Source organism: Sporosarcina luteola, from assembly GCF_023715245.1.
GTDB classification, from domain to species: Bacteria; Bacillota; Bacilli; order Bacillales_A; family Planococcaceae; genus Sporosarcina; species Sporosarcina luteola_C.
The window spans coordinates 2,265,638-2,288,222 of record NZ_JAMBNV010000001.1; the positions used below are offsets into that span (position 1 = coordinate 2,265,638).

General features: G+C 39.9%; 25 protein-coding genes. All 25 read right to left on the reverse strand.

The genetic code is table 11. From position 1 onward, the window contains the following. Positions 1-21 precede the first annotated feature (21 nt). Complete coding sequence (locus tag M3152_RS11000) at positions 22-429, reverse strand: hypothetical protein (RefSeq protein ID WP_251695160.1); 408 nt, start codon at positions 427-429, stop codon at positions 22-24. Positions 430-705: 276 nt separating this feature from the next. Then, positions 706-1,350, reverse strand: coding sequence for a YdhK family protein (locus M3152_RS11005; protein ID WP_251695161.1), 645 nt, complete (start codon positions 1,348-1,350; stop codon positions 706-708). Positions 1,351-1,770: 420 nt separating this feature from the next. Then, positions 1,771-2,241, reverse strand: coding sequence for an NUDIX domain-containing protein (locus tag M3152_RS11010; protein WP_251695162.1), 471 nt, complete (start codon positions 2,239-2,241; stop codon positions 1,771-1,773). Positions 2,242-2,290: 49 nt separating this feature from the next. After that, positions 2,291-3,937 carry a mercury(II) reductase gene (gene merA / locus M3152_RS11015; protein ID WP_251695163.1) on the reverse strand — a complete coding sequence of 549 codons (1,647 nt, stop codon included), beginning with the start codon at positions 3,935-3,937 and terminating at the stop codon, positions 2,291-2,293. A 40-nt stretch (positions 3,938-3,977) separates the two neighbouring features. After that, a complete protein-coding gene (gene merR, locus M3152_RS11020) occupies positions 3,978-4,376 on the reverse strand; it encodes an Hg(II)-responsive transcriptional regulator (RefSeq protein ID WP_251695164.1) in 399 nt (132 codons plus the stop codon). Between the two features lie 161 nt (positions 4,377-4,537). Then, positions 4,538-5,161: a DJ-1/PfpI family protein gene (locus tag M3152_RS11025; RefSeq protein WP_251695165.1), complete on the reverse strand. Its 624-nt coding sequence runs from the start codon at positions 5,159-5,161 to the stop codon at positions 4,538-4,540. A gap of 175 nt (positions 5,162-5,336) precedes the next feature. Then, a complete protein-coding gene (locus tag M3152_RS11030) occupies positions 5,337-5,831 on the reverse strand; it encodes a hypothetical protein (protein WP_251695166.1) in 495 nt (164 codons plus the stop codon). 5 nt (positions 5,832-5,836) lie between these two features. Further along, positions 5,837-6,043 (reverse strand): hypothetical protein, encoded by a 207-nt coding sequence (locus tag M3152_RS11035; RefSeq protein WP_251695167.1) that lies wholly within the window; start codon positions 6,041-6,043, stop codon positions 5,837-5,839. A gap of 54 nt (positions 6,044-6,097) precedes the next feature. Further along, positions 6,098-7,165 carry a replication-relaxation family protein gene (locus M3152_RS11040; RefSeq protein ID WP_251695168.1) on the reverse strand — a complete coding sequence of 356 codons (1,068 nt, stop codon included), beginning with the start codon at positions 7,163-7,165 and terminating at the stop codon, positions 6,098-6,100. A 270-nt stretch (positions 7,166-7,435) separates the two neighbouring features. Continuing rightward, positions 7,436-8,137, reverse strand: coding sequence for a hypothetical protein (locus tag M3152_RS11045; protein WP_251695169.1), 702 nt, complete (start codon positions 8,135-8,137; stop codon positions 7,436-7,438). A gap of 267 nt (positions 8,138-8,404) precedes the next feature. Further along, on the reverse strand, positions 8,405-9,433 hold the full coding sequence (locus M3152_RS11050) for a peptidoglycan DD-metalloendopeptidase family protein (RefSeq protein ID WP_251695170.1): 1,029 nt from the start codon (positions 9,431-9,433) through the stop codon (positions 8,405-8,407). Positions 9,434-9,448: 15 nt separating this feature from the next. Continuing rightward, a complete protein-coding gene (locus tag M3152_RS11055; protein ID WP_251695171.1) occupies positions 9,449-10,174 on the reverse strand; it encodes a hypothetical protein in 726 nt (241 codons plus the stop codon). A 47-nt stretch (positions 10,175-10,221) separates the two neighbouring features. Further along, positions 10,222-12,744, reverse strand: coding sequence for a CD3337/EF1877 family mobilome membrane protein (locus M3152_RS11060; RefSeq protein WP_435371935.1), 2,523 nt, complete (start codon positions 12,742-12,744; stop codon positions 10,222-10,224). Between the two features lie 47 nt (positions 12,745-12,791). Then, a complete protein-coding gene (locus tag M3152_RS11065; protein WP_251695173.1) occupies positions 12,792-13,325 on the reverse strand; it encodes a hypothetical protein in 534 nt (177 codons plus the stop codon). A 32-nt stretch (positions 13,326-13,357) separates the two neighbouring features. Further along, a complete protein-coding gene (locus tag M3152_RS11070) occupies positions 13,358-15,946 on the reverse strand; it encodes an ATP-binding protein (RefSeq protein ID WP_251695174.1) in 2,589 nt (862 codons plus the stop codon). 90 nt (positions 15,947-16,036) lie between these two features. Further along, on the reverse strand, positions 16,037-16,558 hold the full coding sequence (locus tag M3152_RS11075) for a TcpE family conjugal transfer membrane protein (RefSeq protein ID WP_251695175.1): 522 nt from the start codon (positions 16,556-16,558) through the stop codon (positions 16,037-16,039). Positions 16,559-16,657: 99 nt separating this feature from the next. Then, positions 16,658-16,879, reverse strand: a complete 222-nt coding sequence (locus M3152_RS11080) for a hypothetical protein (protein ID WP_251695176.1) — start codon at positions 16,877-16,879, stop codon at positions 16,658-16,660. A 69-nt stretch (positions 16,880-16,948) separates the two neighbouring features. After that, positions 16,949-18,097 (reverse strand): conjugal transfer protein, encoded by a 1,149-nt coding sequence (locus M3152_RS11085; RefSeq protein ID WP_251695177.1) that lies wholly within the window; start codon positions 18,095-18,097, stop codon positions 16,949-16,951. A 39-nt stretch (positions 18,098-18,136) separates the two neighbouring features. Continuing rightward, positions 18,137-18,358 carry a hypothetical protein gene (locus tag M3152_RS11090; RefSeq protein ID WP_251695178.1) on the reverse strand — a complete coding sequence of 74 codons (222 nt, stop codon included), beginning with the start codon at positions 18,356-18,358 and terminating at the stop codon, positions 18,137-18,139. Between the two features lie 29 nt (positions 18,359-18,387). Beyond that, positions 18,388-19,068 (reverse strand): hypothetical protein, encoded by a 681-nt coding sequence (locus M3152_RS11095; RefSeq protein ID WP_251695179.1) that lies wholly within the window; start codon positions 19,066-19,068, stop codon positions 18,388-18,390. 28 nt (positions 19,069-19,096) lie between these two features. After that, on the reverse strand, positions 19,097-19,531 hold the full coding sequence (locus M3152_RS11100) for a DUF5348 domain-containing protein (RefSeq protein ID WP_251695180.1): 435 nt from the start codon (positions 19,529-19,531) through the stop codon (positions 19,097-19,099). Further along, a complete protein-coding gene (locus tag M3152_RS11105; RefSeq protein ID WP_251695181.1) occupies positions 19,528-19,917 on the reverse strand; it encodes a hypothetical protein in 390 nt (129 codons plus the stop codon). Before M3152_RS11105 ends, M3152_RS11100 begins: the two co-directional genes overlap by 4 nt. A 23-nt stretch (positions 19,918-19,940) precedes the next feature. After that, on the reverse strand, positions 19,941-20,309 hold the full coding sequence (locus M3152_RS11110; protein WP_251695182.1) for a hypothetical protein: 369 nt from the start codon (positions 20,307-20,309) through the stop codon (positions 19,941-19,943). 1 nt (position 20,310) lies between these two features. Continuing rightward, positions 20,311-21,375 carry a ParM/StbA family protein gene (locus tag M3152_RS11115; RefSeq protein WP_251695183.1) on the reverse strand — a complete coding sequence of 355 codons (1,065 nt, stop codon included), beginning with the start codon at positions 21,373-21,375 and terminating at the stop codon, positions 20,311-20,313. Positions 21,376-21,387: 12 nt separating this feature from the next. Next, on the reverse strand, positions 21,388-21,849 hold the full coding sequence (locus M3152_RS11120) for a metal-dependent hydrolase (protein ID WP_251695184.1): 462 nt from the start codon (positions 21,847-21,849) through the stop codon (positions 21,388-21,390). Positions 21,850-22,585 lie beyond the last annotated feature (736 nt).

Genomic DNA, 22,585 nt, shown 5'->3' on the forward strand with positions numbered 1-22,585 from the left:
TTGACTCACCTCCTCTCAAGGTCATTTCTTTTTCCAATCCCACTTGCCGAAGTATTCATAAATCGAATCCATTTTGAAAGGCGTTCGTTTTGACTCTTTAAAACTGAAAAGGGTGTGGAGTGTTCTTGAAATCCTGTGTCTAAGTAATTCTAAGTCCTCTTTACTCTGTTGTTTTTCTTTCAATCGATTTGATTGTTCACTCTCCAACAATTCAGGTAGTTTGTGAACGTTGTAAGAAATACGTTCAATCCAGAACCCCATCTTCTTGCTGTAGTTTTTCGTTTTCAACGTTTTTAACAGCAGGTTGGACGTTTCAAGGACTAAAAAACCCAGCTCGTTTAATTCAGCTGGGCTTTGTTTTGCTACATGAGCTTCGACTTCAGGGTAGATGTGCAGCTTTTTACTACAGACTTTAGTTTTGAAAAGCACTTTGTGATTTCCTCCTTCGGTAAAAAACAATAAAAATAACACGTTTCATTCAATGGCTGAATGGAACGTGTTATTTTTGTTTTATTTGGTCTCCAGAATAGCAACAACGTTGTTTGAAACCTATACTTCAAGCTTTAGTTTAATACTGATTTGCTTTCTATCCATTTTGAAATGCCCAAAGTGTACTTTTATTTCTATATGGATTAAAGCACAATGGGGAAGTTTTGTTTAAAATATCCCTCACTTTAAAGTGAGGGATTTGATTTTAGCAATATTCTATTCAACTGATGATAGTTCATCTTCAGTCACCCATTTATGATATTCGACTTCTTCCCCAGTTTTTGTATCTGTATAGCTTACCATATAGACAGTTGTATCTTCTGCCGAATCAATGGTAGCTGTAGCTCCTTCCATGCCCTCCATATGATCTGCTTCAAGGACAACTTCATCCCCTTGCTCATATGGCTGTTCCTCGGCATTTTCAATTTCTTCATGAATAACCCACTTGTGATTTTCAACTTTTTCTCCACCAGTAGTAGGCGTATAGGTTACAGCATATACAGTTGTATCATAAGCACCATCAATAGTTGCAACAGCTCCATCCATGCCTCCCATATGGTTCGCATGCATTACTGCTTCGCTTCCAACTGGATATGTTGGATTTTCAGCATCTGCTAAATCCTCTGGAACTTCACCTGAACTTGAATGGTTCATACCAGAATGATCCATTCCTTCCATTTCTTCAGAGGTATCAGATTCCTCTTCAGTCTGTGTTACTTCATTTTCTGCGTTTTCGGTTGTGTCATTTTCTGATCCAGCGTTACTATCAGACGTATTTTCTCCATTGCCACCGCCACAAGCTGCCAATATAACCGTCAGCAATAAAGCTACAATCCCTATCAGTAATTTCTTTTTAAACATGTTATGCAACCTCCATTTAGTAAATTTTATGTCAATTGCCTGCATTTATTATACCCTCTTCTCTAAATCGTGAATCTAATACAAGAAAATGTTTGAAATTTGTCAAAATCCAACGGATTTATACTTTATTATTTAACACACTTTCGGCTGGATGGAAGTATGAAGTACAAGAAAACCCAGCTCGTTTAATTCGGCTGGGCTTTGTTTTGCTACATGGGCTTCAACTTCCGGGTAGATGTGCAGCTTATTTTTCAGACTTTAGTTTTGAAAAGCACTTTGCGATTTCCCCCTTTTGTAAATAGGAAATAAAAAATAACACATCTCATTTAATGGTTAAATGAAATGTGTTTTGCATGAGTTTACATCATGTATTTTATTTATCATCTAAAGGGTTGTATTAAAACCTTAGCCTTGAACTATTCAACAAGAAGTATTCTTTATTTCAAGTTGCCCTCTTAGTTCTAGTAATTTGTTCTTAATAAAAGGATCGGTTTCTGAAGGTAATTGGTCTAAGTTAAAAAATTGAGCTTCAATTGCTTGATTCTCATCAGGAGTTAGTTCTCCTTCAAAGTCTGCGCATAAATAACCAATTGCAACAGTCTGATACTGATCGCCGCTTTCCTCGACACGATTAATTAATTCTTTGCCAGAATAGACACCAAATAACTGCAATGTATTTAACGTGATACCAACATCTTCTTGTACAGTTCGTTTAATACACTCCTCAATGGACTCATTTAACTGCAAAATCCCACCAGGAATACCCCATGTTCCACCTATGTATCGATACAATAAAATATCTCCAGATTGATTGATGATCGCTACACTTGGTCGTACAATGATTAATGGGGAATTCCCAATCATCTCTCTCATCTTTTCACAATAATCCATAAAATCCTCCTAAGACATTTGATTCATATAACACCACATAAATGAAGGTTTAACCTGCACAACAAGATAGTTTTGATACATCTTTATCAAACGTAAGGGCAGCTAATTTTAATCCTTCTGCCATTGTTAAATATGGAGCCATGGTTTCTCGGAGGTCCTCCACGGTTAAACCGAATTTGACAGCCAGTGTCGCTGCATAAATTACTTCTCCTGCATTTTCTGCTACCACATGAGCCCCTATTATCTTCATTGTTTTTGCGTCTGCCACTAATTTAAAAACACCTGTTGTTTCTCGATTAACCAAAGCTCTCGGAACGGCATCTAAAGGCAAGACGGATGTTTTCACTTCATAGCCTTTCTCTTTTGCTTGTTGCTCCGTTAAACCAACGGTTGCAATCGCTGGAGCTGTAAACGTAACCCCTGGAACCACTTCTAAATTCAGCTTTTTATTCAGTCCTCCGATGGCATTTCCTGCTGCAATTCCACCTTGATAAGCTGCCACATATACAAATTGAGGAACAAGCGTCACATCTCCTGCTGCATAGATGCTTGAATTCGTTGTTTTTGAATACTCATCGATCATAATCTCACCACGCGAGCCTACTTCAACACCAGCTGCCTCTAAATTCAAAGTCGTCGTATTTGGTTTTCTTCCCGTCGCAACAAGTAACTGGTCTGATTCAACGACTTTTGTCCTGCCATCGACCGTTACATAAACCTTTTTTATCTCGCCATCTTGTTCAACACGATCAAAAGTTGCCCCTGTTACTAAATTAATCCCTTGTTCTGTTAATGCTTGCGTGATTGCTTCTGAAACTTCAGGATCGTATTCCTTTAACAGTCGTGGACTTCTTTGCATCAACGTTACTTCTGAACCCAAATGATGGAATAGTTGTCCCAATTCCATACCGATATAACCTGAACCAATGACTGTAAGACGTTTTGGAACCTGTTTTAATTCAAGTAATGATGTACTTGTTAAATAATCTACCTCTTCTATTCCAAGAATCTTTGGTACAGCTGGTGAAGCACCTGTCGCGATTAAAAATCGTTTGGCTGATAACTGCATGCCATTCACTTCGACAGTTTTTTCATCCACGAATTTCGCTTCACCTTTTATTAATTTAAAGCCATAGTCATCAATTAAATCAATATATTTCGAGTTTCGAAGATCCGTCACCAAATCGTTTTTCTGCTTAATTAATGGAGTCAAATCGACATTGCCTGCTGACGTGTGCAATCCCACAAACGGATTGTTTTTTGCTATATGATTGATTTCTCCAGCTCTTAACAGCGTCTTTGAAGGAACACATCCGATGTTCACACATGTTCCACCCACTGTGCCACGTTCGATGATTGCCACGTTCGCTCCGTATTTCGCGGCTTCAATGGCAGATGAAAAGGATGCTCCACCAGAACCAATGATAATGTAGTCATAATCATAATCGCCTTCATCTCCAAGTTGAACCGTTTCTTGCTGTTGTACTTCTTCTGTCTCTCCAGGTTGGTATTCGGCATCAGAAATTGCCTTTTTCGCTCTTTCCACCTCCACGTCATTCGGAAGTTCAAATACAGCTTCCTCGCGACGAAAATCCACTTCAATCTCTTTTGCACCCATGTTTTCAAGAGCAACAGCAACATGTTCTTCACAGCCCGTGCAAGTCATTCCAATGATTTTAACCCGATATTTTTTCACTATTTATTCCTCCTTATATTTATAAAATCAAGGGTGATATTCAATCAAAGATTATCGTTTCGATAATTGGACATTGATGTAATGCTTTTTGATCTGGACATCGACTTTTTAAGTCCCTTAACATTGACTCAATACGCTTTAAATCTGCAATTTGTTCCTGAATTTCTATTTCCTTTTTTGATACAAATTCAAATATATTTTTGCAACGAACTTCATCATTATCAACAACTCCAAGCAATTTATAGATTTCATTCAATGAAAAGCCAAGGTCTTGTGTTCTTTTGATAAATTTTACACGTTTAATATCATCATCTGAATATATCCTATAACCTTCATTCGTTCGTGAAGGCTCTTTTAATAATGCTCTTTGTTCGTAATATCTAATCGTCTCTTTATTTACATCGCATTTTTCTGCAAATACACTAATTCTGTAACTCATATAACTCACCCCTATAAACATTATAAACCGCGTACTAAGGTACGCGGTCAAGTATAATAATAAATTTATCTTCTTCAACTAACCTCCTTAAGTAGAACAAGAAAAAAGAACCGTTAAAGCGCTCGATGATCTTCAAGTAAAACACCCGTTAGTAAAATTATTTATTGTACAAATTCAATAGTTTTAGCTGTTCTTTCGGAAGTAGTTTTTCCCATAATTTGCTCAACGAGATAAAGTGCCATGTTAATTCCTGAAGAAACTCCACCAGAAGTTATGAGGTTACTATCGTGTACAACTTTGCTGTTTGATGCTACTCGAATATCAGGGTATTTTTCTTGTAATACCTTCATTGCTAAATGATGAGTCGTTGCCTTCTTTCCATCTAACAAACCAGTTTCGCCCAAAATATATGCTCCAGTACAGACCGAGCATATATATTCAATGCTATTATGTTTAATAATCCAATCTATTACCTTTTGGTTTTTAACCACAGATTGTACCGCCCTTAATGGTCCGCCTGGAATTATTAGAATATCTAATTCTGGACTATTATCAATGCTAAAATCAGGTTGTACTATTATCCCTGAATGAGTTTTTATTTCGTTTCCTGTATCTGTAATAGTTATTACTTCAAACGGTCTTGTAGGTAACAACTGCTTTTTGTAAAGGGTAAATGCTTGCTCGGCTTTATTATTAGCGGTTAATGATAACACTTCAGCTGGACCAGCAAAATCTAATAAATCTACAAAATCATATAGTAAAATTCCCACTTTTCTCTTTCTCATTTGTATATCTCCCCTATCAAAACACTTTTCTTGTGCATAACCTTAAATACCTAATCAAGCACCTACTTCTTTCGCTAAACTGTCCCGTTAGTTCTATAAGTAGAATTATAGCCCTTGTTTCAAAATATTCCAACACCCCTTCCGAATACTTATACTGCAATTTAATATATTTTGATCAATTATCTTCATTATCAGTGGATGCACCAAGCACTATTCTAACTTCCCCTCGCTGTATCCTCTCCTTTTCCTCTTTTCGTTTTTCAAAATAGCTTTTGTTCGGTTGTTCCTCGATTCGTTGATTGCCACGTTTTTTCTTGTACGATATTTCAGCACGTATGATGACAACGTTCAAGTAAACAGCAACTATCACGAGCAACACCAAAGTCATTTTCATCGTCGTTAACCGAGAAAGGAACTTTTCCATATCCCACGCTGCATGAACAAGGCTTGAAAGAAACATGGATGCTAACAGGGACATTGTGAACGACATTAACCTATCCAGTTTTTTATATTTCTGTTGTTGAAGTCGCCTAACAATGAAATAGATGGCCGTGACTGTCAGCCCTGAAATGAGAATCAACTTTGCTGTCGGGATGTAGACAGCATTGTACATAGCTGTAACGCCCAATGCTGCCGTTAGAAAACTAATCACCGCAATGAATACTTGCAATACGATCAACCCTTTCTGCTTCGGGCATTCGTCACTTCAAGATTCAACACGAAAACGAGTTCATCTGTCAGCAGTTCACGCATGGTTCGGTACATTCGCTTTTGCTCCTTTTCGCCAAGATGTACGGCTATTTCATTATTGAGGAACTTTTCGTGTGCTGTGAGCTTTGTCATTTCGAGCAGTTCGGGAATGACTTGATTATTGGTTTCCATGTAACTTCCCCTTTCATGAGTTAGTTAAATACAGAACGTATTTCAAAGGACACTTTATATTGAAGTAACGGGTTGGATTGCCTTTAGATAATCGATCAGCTCCCTTGAATCAATTTCAAGGTAATCAACATGGTGGATTTCGCCTAGTAATTGTTCGTGCATGCGCCTCGTCATGGAAGTAGTAATCAGGAGCACTTTACGGCCGTCCAATTGGTACATTTCTTTACGGTAATGACGGACATTGTAAATTTTGACCAAATCGGTGTCGAGAAGATTTACGAGATACTTTTCCTCACCTTTGTGACGGACGATCCGCTCCAATCCATCGTATATCTTCTTTCGGGTATCTTTGAAATTCGTTTTAAGGAAAAAGTCGTATACTTCATAGTCTTCCAGAAATCTCATTACGTTTTGTTCATCTTCAAAATGGCGTAAATAGTATTTGGCGAACGTGTACGGGAAAACTTTTAGGCTTTGACATTGGAAGATGACAGACGTATTGGTTGAAAGGTGTTCAACGATTGTCTTGTAGCTAGCTGCACTTTTGGCGAAGAGAATATAGTTTGGATTGCTGACGTCCATCAGTTCATGGGATACCTTCATGAGATTCTTCATTCCTACGCCGTGGAGGAACATGTAGAAGAGGTAGTCTGTTCCCCTAGGACTTTTCAGCATCCCTTGTACATTTGCCCCTCGGTTAAGCTCGAATTTAGCCTTCACACTCCTGCTATCTTCCATTTGCCAACCGTACGCTTCCAAATCAATCATGACGTCATTGGTGGATAGAAGGAACGGTAAGTGACGGACGTTGATGCGTAATTGGTCTGCCCGCCGTTCAACAGGCACCCCCTGCTCTCGCAAGCAGGAAATGCCCGTTTCACTGATACGGTGATACGAGCCTTGTCTGTTCTGATTCACTAGATAGCCGCTGATTGGATGCGTGCTAATCAATCTGGAATTCCGCAGGATGCGCAGTTTCTTGTACGTGTACCACCGTGACAGTTCGTAGCGTCGCATGATCTGCTCCGTACTCAATGCACGGTATTCGTAGAGTCCTGTCAGTATCGCAATATCCAGAGGTTGGAGTATCTTCACCACCTGTTTTTTGTTGGCTCGCGCCATTGAATCCTCTCCTTTCGTTAATTCGTAGGGGCTGTTTATTTTCGGTCACTTCTACACGGTGTTACGAATTGCCTCAACTAAACCTCTTGAATTTGTCCAATTCGACTGATTTTCTGTAAAGCCACTCCCTCCGTAATTTCAAATTGAAAGCAACGGGTACAATATAATGCTTAAATCGGGTACAACATTGCATTTTGATATGAATCCTTATATTGCACCCAAAAAAATCATTATTTCGCTGGGTACAATATAGCCGAAATCACAAAAAGGTCAGCCCCAAAAATGAGTAGCTGCAATATCCGATAATTGCTCCGTAGTCTCCTCGGGTTGCGGTACATTTCCAACGTCTTTTTCTTTGATATCAGATTCGTACTTCTTAATTATCCCTTCCTTAATTGATGGGTCAGGAATATGGGCCAAGTGAAAATTTCTCTTTTTAAGGACCTCAATGAATTCCGCAAAATTGTCTTGTGACACCACATATACCTGGAAATGATTGCCTCGTGGATCTAAAAAACCTATATCTACATTCCATACTCGCCACCAGCTGTCATCCCCAATTAAACCCGTGTGCCGGATTGCATCCTGAATTAGCTTTCTGTTGCGATTGTCTAAATCGCGAATGAGTTTATTTTCATAATGCTGAGCAATGATGATTACAGATTTATCGAATTGGAAATCAATCTTCGAAAAGTCATAAGCATCGATGGTTGCTCTGAAATAATAGTGCCTAATCATTGCAAGGTAATCCCGGTCTTCCTCTTTATATAAAGGAAGGGCTCCCTCATAAGAAAATTGAAAAACGGGGTAGTCATCGATTAGCATCGGCTTCACTTTCGCCATCGGATAGACCGTTGTCCGTCTTATTGCATTCCTATTACCACCTATCACATTAATCCGAGACATTAGGTAGACCTTCATTCTCTCGATATTCTTCAATTGCTCAAGCAGCAACGTCTTTTCTTCCTCCATCTATTTCACTCCTTTCTACATCGGGGACGTTATTTCATATCATGAACCCTTGCTATGACTACATTTTGGATATCTAACGTCGGACGTTATCGAAGTTTATGAAACACAAATAACCCAACGTCGGACGTTAGGAAGAAGAAACCTTATAGCAACGGGCTTCAAGCGGTCTTTTTACGTCAGACGTTCATTTTGTTCAACGTCGGACGTTGACAGTTAAAAATACTTTGAAATCAACGATTAAAGGCTATATTCACGTCGGACAAATGGTTATTCATCATCGACAGGCTTGTATTCCGATAAATAAGGCATTGGATCTTCCTTCACACCAGCGCGAATAATTTCAAAGTGGAGGTGATTACCAGTTGATGTTCCTGTTGAACCGCAAGTACCGATCACATCACCTTGCGAAACAGTCTTATTTATCCCGACTGCCACCGAATCCATATGTGCATATAGCGTAGTGATTTCCCCGTGATTAATTATTACATGAAGACCATACCCATTTGACCACCCGTTCTCGGAGGCGAAAATGACATTACCGCTTTGCGCTGCAAGTATCGGATCGCCATTCGTACAAGCAAGGTCTATACCTGTATGGAATCGTTCATCACCGTAGACAGGGTGTATCCGATAACCGAATGGGCTGTTAATCTTCAGTCCCGACAATAACGGAATCATCCAGTCACCAACAACATGAACCTCGCAGTTCATCGTCAGACCACCAAATTGAGCAACGAATTTTGTAACTGCTGGCACCCAGTGGTTGTTAAGACCAGTGGGGTCATTATCAGCCCCAATGGGCGCATAGGCGCTTCCTAAATCGGCAATCGTAATCAATCCATCCTTGATAATTCGATTGTGCAATGTCTTCCCCATGGCTTCTATGCCCTCTTCAATCGTCGAGAAGGAATATAAAAAACGACTGCCGGTTGCAGGGTCCATCAAACCACCCGGATTGTTCTTCAGCATTACTGCGGCAGACGTTCCTGAACCTGTTTCATGAAACGCAATAGCAGCCATTAATACCGGATCTATACCATATTTTTCAGCAACCTCAATAAAAACCGTTCCCTTCTCGGTAAATTTTCCCGCATTGTTGAACTGGGAGAAGAACAATTCTTCGCTGATTTCCCCGTCCGGTCTACATACCGCACCTCCTGCAAAGTTCCATCTTTCATCATCTTCTTCAGTAAAAACTATAAACACGCCTAGGAAGAGGAAAAGGGCGAGAATGGATAACAGAAGAAGCAAACCTGGGCTGGCTAAGATAGGAACCAACCATAGCAACTTTTTCATGTCACTCGATTCCCCCTATCTCTTTTGGTCATAGTTCAAATAGAAATCTGTGATCTGGAATTTTCCGTTGCTGTCCTTCTCAAACATCATGCTGTAAATATCAGTGTCCTTTCTTACATTGCCATCGCTATCCAACACTTCGCTTACAACGACCCCATCCCATGAGATAGCAATCAAAGTAGGCGCAACAGGTTCTTTTATTTCTACGGATAGAACTTTTCGGGAAACGATACCTTCAACATCCTTCATCCCTTCAATTTTTTCAGCCTTGGCATCTCTCAGGTAATCAATATGGCTTTGTATCAAGACCCCCTCAACAGAATTTAAATGTTCGGTTGGTTTCTTCCTATCAAACGTGTGGAATTTGGTTACAAAGTCTTCGGCCAGCATCTTCGTTTCATCTAGATACTTCTCAGGAAACATATCGATTTGTGTTGGTTTTTTAGTGACTTCATCGGGTACTTTCAAATAGTTTTTTGTGAAATTGTCATCCGTGTTTTCATTCACTTCTTCAGATTTCATTTCTTTATTACTAACGTTTTGATTTTCTGATCCACCTTCCTTCGAAGTATATTGCCAAATCCCGCGATTTTCTGTTGACCCTAAATCTTCAACTGCCTTCTCTTCTGCTTTCTTCTCCTTCGACTTATCAACGATACCTACAATAAAACCCAATAATAAAAGCGTGACAGAGAGACCTATCACGCTAATCATGAGTATTCGTTTTGTTCGTTCATTCACGTGCTTCCAACTCCTTCAGTGACATTTCTCGCTTGTAAAAGCCAGGATTATTTTGGGAAATCACCAAGTGATTTAAGGTTATTACTCTTCAGGAGGGCTTTACGTTCTTTCTCCAATTCAACAGCCTTTCTCTCGTTTTGGATATTTGCGACAAACGTATCAGCAAACCCATTTTTCCATTCGCCCTGCCCTCCTTTTTCTACAACTAAATCAAAGTGTCTCTTCATTTCCGTTTGACTGAGGTTATCTACTCCATGTGATTTTAAAGTATCCAACGTCCTGTCAATCATTTCTGACGGGAGCCCCCTGTTCGAAAGCTCATTGGTTATCATTGTTCTGTTCAAGTGCAGTTCGTATTCCACTTCACCGTATACATCCTGTATCTCTTTTTGCAATTGAATCGATCTTCTTTCATCGGAAATACCTTTTGCAAATGTTTCTGCAAAGCCTCCAGAAAGATCCCTTTGTCCTTTCAGTTTATGGTACTCCGTACGCAATTCTCGAGGACTCACATCATGAAGGCCATGCTTTTCTAAAGATTGCATAGTTAAGTCCACCATTTCTGACGACATTCCTGTATCGGACAGAACTGATTTTGTTTGTTCCCGTCTTTGTTTTCGGTCAGGGAACAGTACATTTTTCTCCAGCTCGACCGCTTGGCTATTTCTGTTATCCGAGATACCCTTAGCAAATGTTTCGGCGAAATTCCCTTCCATATCCCCTCGACTACTGATCTTCTCAAATTGCTCAGCAAGTTCATCATCTGAAAGCTGATTAATGCCTGCCTTTTCGAATGCCTCCATCGTTTCTTTCTTCATCTCAGGAGTAAAGTCTTTATCATTCAGGAAGTTTTCAAGCTTACTCCTATCAGTACCGGTTAGCGTATTAGCTTTTTCTGATTGTGACATCTTGCTTAGATGGGCCAGATGCTGAGCCTTCATAGCTGAACCTGCAACATCACTAACGCCACCTTCACCAGTCACGACTCTACCAACCGAGCCGCCGATTGCTGCTCCTGTCATTGCACCGGCAGGACCGCCAGTAACAGCCCCTGCGACAGCTCCACCCACTGTTGCGACATTTTGCATGCCCTTTTTAAATGGAGCGTTGAACGTCCCCGAACTCTCACGGAGTTCTCGAATCGTATTAGAACCGGAAGAGAAGATGTCCTTGATTCTGTTCCTTAGTATGAAGATTGTAGCAAACAACAACAGATTGAAAGTTGCTGCACCAACATAGCTATAAAACGGATTGGAACCACCGCTGAGCGATTTGAAATCTGCAGCATAGATGATGTCTGAAATCACAAAAACAATCAACGCAACGAATGAAACAAATATCTTCAAGGCCAAAGGTATACCGAGCTCAATGAAATAACGTTTCATTACATTGAACTGACCCGGAATGACTGCTATCAGTAAAGCAAATGGTGCAAGAGCAGCAATCACCATGAACCAAAACTGAAATAGTATTAAACAAAGCGATAATAAGTAGATAGGAAGCGACACAAGACCGTTAATTACCATGTAAAAATAAGAGAATGCTAAACGGCTGTTCACAGCTGAATATTTCATCATGTGATTACTATGTCCATTTTTAGATGCTTCATCTTCAATGACTTTAGTTAATCTTTCTTCACCAACAGGCTCTTTTAGGATGTTTTTTACGCGTTGTACACCCCTATCTCTATCTCCTCTACCTAATGATTCGACATCATGTGTTCCATATTGCATATATAAATATGGTCTATCAACAAACATACCCCAAATACTGTCTTTCATTTTCGTTCTTGGGTCTTCTACATTCGATTCTTGTCCCCCTGAATGACTGGGAAGACTAACAACAAATCCACTTAGTTCTGTTGTAATCTTATTTGCTCCTGTTAATAGAGCGGTGTAGTTAGCAAACATAAAAATTGCGATGGTAAGCGCAATAATTGTTTGAAAGACAGATGTAAATGATTCAAAAAACGCACGTTTTACAATGAAAATGTACAAGGCATATATGCCTGTCAACACAGCAATCAGTTTTACCAGATTCCCAAAGAGTCCGAATCCGATATTGAAGGCCCCACCTGAAATACCTGTGATATTTGACATTAGGGATTCTAGCTCTACAATGATTTTTTCAGTAAAATCTGCTGTATATGCTAGGTCATACATAACCAACATTGTGTAAGTCAAAAATATATTAATGTCAAAAACAATGTTATTGACTAGATTGACCATTTCACTTAATTTATTTCCCACATTTTCTTTAACATCAGCCCAGCCGAAAAGTTTATCATAAGTATCAGCCCAAAACTTTTCCCCTTCCTCTGAGGACTCCACATCTTTATCCGAAACGGCATCTAAATGATAATAAGATTTTTGGTCATCTTTAAATTCACCATACTGATCCGTAATAATATCCATGATATTTGTTTTGGAGGTAGGATCTTCTCCATCGTCTGTTGCTCTAGTATTAGCTATACCTAAAGTGAAAAACAGAATAACCATCATAGTGCTACATAATATAACTTTAGATTTAGATAGCATATGGTTTAGGCAATAAAAAATAACCCTATGCATATAGCAAGGGTTACCGTAGCCTGTTACCTCCTTTCATTTTTAATTCTTTATTCCTTTGGTAATTCATGAAGTACCGTTCCAGTTTCCGCATTACTATCATTGATAATTTCTGGCCGTTCTCCATAAAAGGATTCAACTTTCCATTCACTTTCATCATTTGGTTTAATTATAATCCAACCGTTAGTTAGAACATTTTGGTCGTCTGGCGTACGATACCTATAATAAACTTCTTTCTTTTCTTCACTGTAGAAATTATCATATCTTCTCAATTCATAATTTCCTTCTAACTCCTCAAAACGATTAGGATACTCATGACTGTCCAACAGGTACGATTTCTTTTCCTTTAATTCTTCAACCCCATCAGAGGACAAATACCCCAGTATCTCAGGGTAATTCTGTTCAGTCTTTACAACCATAAAATCATGAGCTATCTCATCCGTCACTTCAAATACATCCGCATACTTCTCCGCATTATCAACAGACTTCGCTTTTGTACCTTCTTCGTTTTCAGCGGAGCACGCTGCCATAAGAAAAGTCATGGCTAGGAGGAGAAATAAACTCCACGTACTTTTTTTATACAATACATCACTCCCTTTCAATGGTTTTTATGTTATCATACAACTCTTACTTTTTCACGTTCCCTTTCCGCTTCGGATGAAGTTGAGGAATCGAAAGCATCCAACAATTCAACAAAAACAGGATTGATTTTCACAACGGCTGACCGTCCATAAATGTCTTGGAATAATGCTTCACCGCGATCCAACGACTTCAATATTTCGATGTTTGCATCTGTTTTGGGTAGATTAAGATAGTCTAGCATCTCTTCAGCTTCACTTGTCTTACGTAAACCGAAGCTGAATTTCATCCCCATGTTTGCGACATCGTTCCCATGGTCGGAAGCATTCTGAGATCCCTTCATAAGCGTAGTATTATAGAAACGGCCCATACGAACAATGAAATCCATCAGTTCGGAACCTATAGCACTTCGCTCAATAGCACTTGCTTCATCTTGAAGGATGAATTTATGGGTTCCCCTATCCCCTTTGAACATGTATTGCTTTGTCCAAGCCGTGATGGATATCATAATGGCTTCGGAGATTTTATGGATTGTCCGTGCATTCTTCTTTTCGCTGGATGAAGGAAGACTTAGATTCTGAATCATCAATACCTGGATTGGCTTATCGTGACCCAACACTTTGAAATTTTGACCCACTTCACCAAATAGCAACATGGACAACTGATTTCGTTTCAACGTTTCTAATGTACCCCTTAACCTTTCCAATGACTCATAACGGCTATTTGACATGCTTTCTGGGCGATTCTCATACAAGTCATGGAGATAACTCAAGACGCGACCTATACACGGGTCAGGCATATTAGCTACTTCCTCCACTGCTTCACTCAAGATATTATAGGCATCATCATTTAGATCGATGTTCGACAGATATGATAGGATGTCCATGGTAATGTCTTTGGCCTCCTCGATGCTCGTACTCGTCCTAAATGGATCGAGCGAACCTGCATCATCAGGGTCAGAGCCGAGTGTCCAAACCTCAATGAATTCTTTCGGGATGAACGGCAGCCCTTTATCCCATCCAGTCCTGTCTCCCTTCGGATCAATTATCAACCCTTTCGAACCTGTCAGAGTGGCTAGATAAATGAACAGATTCATGAAGAATGATTTACCTCTTCCGGTCATCCCTGCAACGAGTACCGATATGGAATCCACTACGTTTCCTAATCCATCGAACGCCTTGGCAGCTAGATCGGGCTGGATAAAGACCGGCTTGGAGAACTGTGAGGTATGACCGATATAAAACCCACGATTATCCCCGATATTCGTCGTGGCACCGAACATCATGCCTGCAAGCACCCCAGGAGCGACTTCCATCTTATAATCATCATGGTATTTTCTCGAACCGGGAATAGACTCCAACAAAAAGTGAAGCTGTTCTCCGTATGGAGCCACGATTTTCAAGCCGAACTTAGACAATTCATTTCTTAATAAACCGACGCGAGTCTTCAATTGCTCTTCGGATTCAGCAGAGACTTTGAAAACGAAAGAACATGCGAAACCGGGGAAACCAGTTTGTTTGAAATAGTTTTCCATCTGTACGGTTCCGCTTTGGGATACATCCACGCTCATATCAACGACTTGTCCGCCTTTTTCAGCCTCTTTCCGTTGGTCCCTGAATTCTAATTTTGCATTCGTCAATTTCTTCTTGATGATTTCATTCGGTTGGTTTTCTGCACGTATGGAAATTGTCAAAGGGAATGGCATGCGTAATTGAATGCGATACAGCCATTCGCTGCCGGGATGATGTTGTACGTCATCCATATATTCTATAGTCAAGTATTGGCAATACAGGTTTTCAATTTCATTGTCGTCTGTGATTCGGCTTAACTGCAAAGTCTTCGGTCCGATTTCCCTAATATTCGTATTCTGCAAGTCAAAGAAATCTCTTTTATTGTTTCGGATTGCTTTATGCTTATTTCCTTGCTTGTCAATCCCCTCAACAGCAGTCCCTATTTCAAAATAAGTGCGGGGCTGAACATCCGTGTTATTGTTTCGTGTACTAAAAGTCTTTTCGATAATGAAGACCAGTTCTTCCGTTGTAACTTTTTGGATACGTGAGCCAAATGAATTGGCAACTGTAGATTCAATAGAAACCGCTTGGCTTTGGTATGCATTGATCTGGCTTTGAAGAATATCATCCGGATACAAACCTACAGCCTGATAAAGCGGAGAACTGAAACCTTCGAAAAACATCTTTATGGAAGTCAAAGCATTGATACCGGCATTACCGGAGACATATCTGTTTTTCTCAGGATCTAATTGAATACCGATATAATGATGGTATTCACTTGATTCATTCAATTCCCGTTCATTTTCAAGGGCTTTTTTGACTTGCTCAATAAATTGAATCCCATTCTCTTTCAGGGGATACTCCTTCAATTTCATTTCCTCGATTGTCGAGTTCAAAATTCCTTTTATATTTGTCGGATTAGGCACGACAAGGAAATGAAGGTCAAGCCCTACATTCGTCAGGAACGACATTTGTTGTTGGAAGGGTAGAATCTTCTCGTCATCTTCCAAAAAGTCATAGTTGAAACCGTCTATTTTATAGTAAGCCCAAACAGTACCGTCATGAGAAAAGACTAAGTTATTCTCTATGTGTTTTACGGGAAACTCGATTTTCATGTTAACCACTTCCTTTGTTTTTTAATAAGAAGAAGGAAGCTGCACGTAAATAACAGCTTCTTCCCGTTTTACGTCATTGAGGTATTTTCCTCATGCAATTTTATCGCCCTCCATTTCATCGTTTGCACCAGTGGTAGGTTTCTTAGGATCTTCGTTTAAAACACGGGCCAGATAATTCATAGCTTTTGCATGCTCTTCATCAACTTCTCTTGGTAAAACAAACAATTCGTCATTCCAGTTGGATTCAGCATAGGTATAGTAGTTATGGAATTGATAATCCCTTTCTTTCTCCACTTCTCGTCCTCTGTAAAATGTATTGTTCTTCAACTTCCTTATTTGATAGGTAATGAATGAGCGGAAAAAGTGGATTGGTGACCTCCCTTCCGTCCCGACGTCAGCAAGTAACCAAGCTAGTCCAATCGGAATTAGAATCAAAATCCCCACGGGTATCCAATTGATTAAGCGACCGATTCCAGGCGTGAAGTAAATGGCTGCTTCCACTAGCGCAATCAAGATGAAATACATGACTGCTTTCAACCGTAGTGGTCTTCCCAATTCCAAACCGAAGATTTGATAAAGCTGCCTTTCAAAACGAATGAAATTATTCAGCACATAAAGTGGAATCCTTTTAATGAGCTTTCACCTCCATGCTGTACACTATCTATAAAAGCAAGAAGGATAATCCCCCTTGCCGATTAATAAATGCGAGTTTCATTTTCCTAAACTCAATTTCTCCGCAATAAACTCGGAAATACCAATCAGGACATCTGGATTCACGATGAAAATTCCAATGAAGGCAAGACCGATAACAACACCGATCATTGCAATCCACGCTCTCTTAAAAGCTGTTACAATCAGGGCAATAAACAGAACGATGAACAATGCCCACTTGATTTCCTCTGAAATCCATGTAAACAATCCTTCCAAACTCATTCATTTCACCTCCCTCCGCAATAAAAAAACACAGACTATTGTCTGCGTCATCCTCACCTATTCTTCTAGTTATTCTTCTTCCGGATCGTCTTCCTTATGAAGCTCTCGACCTTCAGTCACTTCGATTTCCTCTTCATGCTTCTTATTTTTCAACTCATCGATGTATGATTTATTATTGATGTACAGAACGGTGTAACGCCCTTCCTTCTCGGCCAACACTAAGAGATAAGAGGAAGTGAATTCAATTCCCGTATCCGGTTCAGCAAGGATCACTTCTGTTCTGACCACTTTTTCTTCCGCTTTTTTCCCTTCGAATATTTCCGTGTTCTTTAATCTTACAAAATTCATTGTCTGGTTAAGCCCATTTTGGTGTTTCGGATCTTCTACGAGATACGTTAGCTTGTCCTTGGAGTCTGTTGAAAAAGCTTCAAAGAACGTGTCTAGGAATGCCTTGATGTTTTGAGTGCTGCCATCTGTGACTGACTTTAAACCGTCCGTTTCAAGAGCAATCGTTCTATCAATCTTCTCCTGCTCCACGAAGGTGAAACTTGGCAAGTCATAAACGATAAAACGGTTTTCTTCCTCGTCATAGAAAACTGGGACGGCAATATACTTATCAGCTTTCACCTTTTCGGGTGCACTTTTCGCTTTGTCTTCCGTTTGGTTGTTGTCTGCAGATGATTGAAACAACACCTTCACTTGAAATGTGATAAGCGCTTTGGAATCTCCAAGATTATCTATATCCTTCAGCACAATGCTTTCACGGGTAAGTGTTGAGTTCCATTTGCTACCGCCTGTTACCGCCTCCTCGCTCAATGTGTCTGGTAGATAACGACCTAGCCTGCCGATTCGATCACTCCTTTTCTCGTTATCTACATTCCAATTGAAATAGGTTACAAGGAAACTTTTTGCGAACTCAATTCCCTCGGCGGAAGTTGCTTTGTTCAATTCGGCTTCATCTCCTTCAGTCACTGCATTCGAGAGACCATTAGAAGAGAATACATTGACGAATACAATTAGCAGCATAAATGAAAAAAGCAACCAGAAAGTGAATGCCCCAAGCTTCTTAGCCCGGTATCCTTTCGGTCTGCTTTTCTTTTCCCGTATTCTAATTTCTTTCTTTCGTTTTTCATTTTCATTCGCTCTTTTGAAAATCTCAATTGCCGTTTTTAAAAGACCGTCCTTTGAAGTACCCGACTTATTTAATCTCTTCCTCAATATCGATTACCTCCCTCCATTTTACTCGTTCTCCATTCATTAAAACTTCTTCGAGCTTCCAACGACGATGAAAATCGCGACAATCAATACAAGTGTAGTCACCGTCCCGTATTTAACTAACGAGGACTCATAAAGATTGATAACGTGCATTTTCAGCTCTTCCCACAAAGGAATTAAAGTTGGAAATTGCTCTAACAATAGGCTTCCGATCACAACTATTAGGAAAATCATAAGGATAGTCCCGATAATTAGCTTAAACATTCACTCACCCCCTTTCACAGATTCGTGCATCACCATCCTTTGCGATATTTTCGGTGGTTAATACCGCTGGTGAAAAGAGATACAGCTGCAACCGTTCCTATGAAGTTTCGAATGAGCAAACTCATTTTCGTAAAGCCTCTTCCTGTTTTTGAAGAAACGGGCTGAGCATGGGAAGGATGTTCCTTTGCAAACAGTTTGATAGCATCCTGATCGGTTTTTACTCTCCCCTCCCTCTTATAAGCAATCAATTGCTCCAAAACCTCTTTGATATGATATTTCGGCATCAATGAAGATTGATTTTTCAAGGCTAGCTCAACCGTTTCGATGTTCACCTTGATGGCTTTTTTATTTTGCTCATAAAAAGCCGACTCTTTTGGGTTTACCTTCTTCTCCCTAAGGAGGTACTTGACGGCTGAATTGTAAATCAATATGAACAAGAGTATTACACTCGTATAGACAGAAGTGTAAAACAGAAACACAGGTGCATAAATGAAAATAAAAGGGTCAATTCCATTACGGACATAATTCACAAAAATCATAAAAACAGGCAACCAAATGAACGATCGTTTCACGATCTTCCGCATGGTTGCCCTGCTTATCATTTTTTCACGACCCTTGTTTTTTTGAACGGATTCAAGTTCCTTTAGTTCCTGTTCCAACATTTCTTTCAGTATGACCGCCTTATAGGTTTGTTCCAAACCCATCTGCATATTCCTCGCTCCTTTCACAATGAAATCCTCAGTATGCAGCCCTGTAGCGAGCTTTCAATCCATCCAATTTTATATAAGGCATATCTACGCAGTAATAGTCACCTCCACGATGCTCAATCCGGGAGGAAATGTAGTAGCCCCCATCTTTCATATCCGGGTCTTCACGCCAAACATCAATCAAGGAACCACTCGTAAATTCTCTGCCACATAGTTCATAGCGTCCCCGTTCATTCTTCAGCAAGTGCCCTTCTATCAAAACCTTCTTATTCAAATCGACGATAGAAGAATAAGCTTCCTCAAGTCCCTCCATCGCTTTGTACAATATGTGATATTTTTGGACAGCATCAGCATTCAAATTGAACACATTTATATTTTCCATAAGGTCCCGCGTATCTGTTAAAAGACGTTTTATTTGATATTCAGCTTCTACATATGAATCGATAGTTGTTTCCAGTAGCTTCATTGGTATAGTCTCCTTTCATTTTCAACAAGTCCCGAGATAAAAGTTCTGAATTCCATCGCCGAACGGATTCCCAGCGCTTCTCGAATTCTCTTCTTTGGAATTCCCTCGTCAAGCAGCATTAATATTTCCTGGGTGGTTATGTCCTGTTTTTTCTCAAGGATAGCTTCAAGATACGTATCTGTATTCCAAAGCTCGTCACCTACTTTCCGCATTTCTATATAATTGGGACACCCACCACAAAGAGCTTCGACCATCTCCCTGTCATTCGATCGGTCCCCCATCATCACCAATTCTTTAAATAGACAGGTGTCACACACCCTCAACGTTTTACAAACTTTCAAGAACTTTTTCTTCTTACGCATACGTAGCTCTTCCTTAGTCTTCAATGTTTTCGCACCTCCATAAATGGTTAGAATTCAATGCCAAAAGACGACAGCATCGCACTAGCGCTATCGTCTATCGCTTGTTCCGTTATTGTCGAGTCTTCATTTGTATCAACCGCCTGGACATTCCCGGCTGACAGACTGCTCTCAATTTTCGTCAATAGCTCCAAATGTTGTTTCATCAAGTCTTCTCGCAATAGCTGCACTTCTTTTAACAATTGCCTGTTTTCCTCATTCGATTTTTGATTTGCCGATAGTGTCCGTACCGCGAAACGCAGCATCTGCCTGATGGTCTCGCTTCGCTTGTTGTCTGGTACGCGTGCCAATAGGTTGTAGATTTCTTCATCCTCTTCTTGAAGACGGAAGCTATATCGCTTTTCCCAATTTGCATTCATATCACATCACTGACTTATGACGGCGATCCAGCTGCTCAAATACGGACTTGCCTAATCTCAAATATCCGATTGTGTTGGCAAATTGGCTTTCCGTTATCTTCAACAAACGGTTATCAAAATGGGGCTGGATAAAAGACTCGAACAGTTCGCCACCCCCACCGGCCAAGAAAATTGCATCGAACAGATCCGATTCTTCAGCCCATACGTTTTTCAAGCGATCTACAATGTTAGTGGCTATGGACTTCTTACTGGATTGAATAATTTGACTAAAATCAATACTATTTCCTTTATACTTCAATTGTTCATCCTTTAAAATCCGATTGATATAAAGCTCACTCAAATCCGCACCACCTGTTTGCGTCTTGAAGGATTGTCGAATATCCCTATACAAATTATTTACACCGTCATCGACAGTACCGGATAACTTCGCCTTTGGAACAAAAGATCCATTCTCCTGAATCTCAACCACAACAAAATCTGTCGTTCTAAAACCGATATCAATTAATCCGATCAGAGACCCTTGATTCATGAATTGGGGATAAGTGAACTTCCCTTCATGATTGATCAGGGCTGAAAAGATGGCTGAAGCCCCTTGCGGAAATACTAGTGCGCGTTCTACGTTCACTTGTTTCGCCCCCTCAACTAACGGACCCGACTTCCATTCAATAAACGACTGGATGCCAGTGATGGAGGATTGAAAGTCTTTGGCTTGTGCCTTATAGAAGTCTAGCGGTAGACCGGTTGAAAGATTGACTGAGCCTCCTCTGCCACCCGTGACAAGCTGTATGGCTGTATTCAAAAGGATATGAGTGTAAATATGATTGAACCGTTCACGTTCAAAGATACGAGATAACGAACGTGATTCATTGGCAAGCTCACCTACAAAATAATCTTCATTCTCGATGGTTACATGCATGTTTGCCATGTCATTCGGTGTATCCCCAAGGATATTCGTAATTCCCCTGTCGTACCCTTTCCCGACCAGTGAAGGGAAAATGATACGCTTCCCTGATGATGATATTGCCTTAACAAATCCATATCCCAAATCGACTGCAACGTTCTCCAACACAATGACCTCCTATAATTTCATATTTAACTTTGCTGCAATGACCCAGCATACATAAATAATGAGTGATAGCCTTGTGATTCTATCAATTAATGTAAAACTCAAAGACGGTATTGAAATGCCCACAGATTTACTGGAGGGATAGAACAGCTTCACTTTTCCCGTCAGCATGTCTCCTATAATGTGAGCAAGGATTCCACCAATACATGCATATGTCACCCACAACTCGACAAATGGATAAACCAGTATGCCGACAACGAGAGCAAATAGAAGCGAATGAGTAAAGGTACGATGACCAAACAATGAATGGATTGGAAGGGATACAAAGAAAAACAGCTTCCCGAACTTTGATTTCGGTTCATCAAGATCTGGAATGACTCCTGCAACAGCTCCAACCGCAGCCCCTTTCCAATCACCCCCTGTCACCGTATATCCTGCTACCATTCCTGATATAGCGTGAGTGGACCACTCCACCAGACAACACCTCACTTATTAATTCATCAGCCTCCATGTCCTTTCAATCTCCATTCTCACCTATCTTTTGATCAAACAAAGGCAAACATGGGCTGAAAAATTGAGGGAGTGCGAACAACACATCGCTACACCATCATTTTTCCAGCCCATGTTTTAGATTGTTTTTTGTATTTTCTGATTAGGCAGCCTAATGCTGAAATATTCCATTTCTCAATAAGAAAAAGCTGCCATGTAAAGGCAGCCGATTCTTCAACTAAAGCACCCGTTAGTTGAAGGGAGTTTCTTTATTTTACATTATTTTTCGTGTCAATCTTGGTGAAAAACGTACTCATCAAAACCATAAAAACAGGTAATAAACTCCATAAAAAGAATCCCCAATGTTGTGTAGTTAAAGATAATACTAAGAAGAAAGCAAGTGCTACAATTGAAATATAAACAGTACGTCTTTGGTATTTCTTCACCTAGAACACCCCTTTTCTAGAAATCGAAATATTACGTATTTATTTTAACGTATCTTATTCCATCAACCTGCTTCGTTAGTTCAATAAAAGTGCCAAACCAGTATATTAGAAAAGCACCCCTTTCGCACAACATTTTACATATATTAACTTATTCAACAGAATCTCAATAAAACCTTCTTCTTCAACTAACCTGCCGTGTTAGTTCAATAAGAAAAAGGCTTTACTCGTTCTTGAAGTAAAGCACCCGTTAGTTGAATAAGAACAGACGCCCCACT

What these genes read in the sequence shown, in the direction of transcription:
- M3152_RS11005 (WP_251695161.1), bottom strand. Translation starts at nt 1,350, where the DNA reads ATGTTTAAAAAGAAATTACTGATAGGGATTGTAGCTTTATTGCTGACG.
- M3152_RS11010 (WP_251695162.1), bottom strand. Translation starts at nt 2,241, where the DNA reads ATGGATTATTGTGAAAAGATGAGAGAGATGATTGGGAATTCCCCATTA.
- merR (WP_251695164.1), bottom strand. Translation starts at nt 4,376, where the DNA reads ATGAGTTACAGAATTAGTGTATTTGCAGAAAAATGCGATGTAAATAAA.
- M3152_RS11025 (WP_251695165.1), bottom strand. Translation starts at nt 5,161, where the DNA reads ATGAGAAAGAGAAAAGTGGGAATTTTACTATATGATTTTGTAGATTTA.
- M3152_RS11035 (WP_251695167.1), bottom strand. Translation starts at nt 6,043, where the DNA reads ATGGAAACCAATAATCAAGTCATTCCCGAACTGCTCGAAATGACAAAG.
- M3152_RS11040 (WP_251695168.1), bottom strand. Translation starts at nt 7,165, where the DNA reads ATGGCGCGAGCCAACAAAAAACAGGTGGTGAAGATACTCCAACCTCTG.
- M3152_RS11045 (WP_251695169.1), bottom strand. Translation starts at nt 8,137, where the DNA reads ATGGAGGAAGAAAAGACGTTGCTGCTTGAGCAATTGAAGAATATCGAG.
- M3152_RS11050 (WP_251695170.1), bottom strand. Translation starts at nt 9,433, where the DNA reads ATGAAAAAGTTGCTATGGTTGGTTCCTATCTTAGCCAGCCCAGGTTTG.
- M3152_RS11060 (WP_435371935.1), bottom strand. Translation starts at nt 12,744, where the DNA reads ATGCATAGGGTTATTTTTTATTGCCTAAACCATATGCTATCTAAATCT.
- M3152_RS11070 (WP_251695174.1), bottom strand. Translation starts at nt 15,946, where the DNA reads ATGAAAATCGAGTTTCCCGTAAAACACATAGAGAATAACTTAGTCTTT.
- M3152_RS11080 (WP_251695176.1), bottom strand. Translation starts at nt 16,879, where the DNA reads ATGAGTTTGGAAGGATTGTTTACATGGATTTCAGAGGAAATCAAGTGG.
- M3152_RS11090 (WP_251695178.1), bottom strand. Translation starts at nt 18,358, where the DNA reads ATGTTTAAGCTAATTATCGGGACTATCCTTATGATTTTCCTAATAGTT.
- M3152_RS11095 (WP_251695179.1), bottom strand. Translation starts at nt 19,068, where the DNA reads ATGCAGATGGGTTTGGAACAAACCTATAAGGCGGTCATACTGAAAGAA.
- M3152_RS11100 (WP_251695180.1), bottom strand. Translation starts at nt 19,531, where the DNA reads ATGAAGCTACTGGAAACAACTATCGATTCATATGTAGAAGCTGAATAT.
- M3152_RS11110 (WP_251695182.1), bottom strand. Translation starts at nt 20,309, where the DNA reads ATGAATGCAAATTGGGAAAAGCGATATAGCTTCCGTCTTCAAGAAGAG.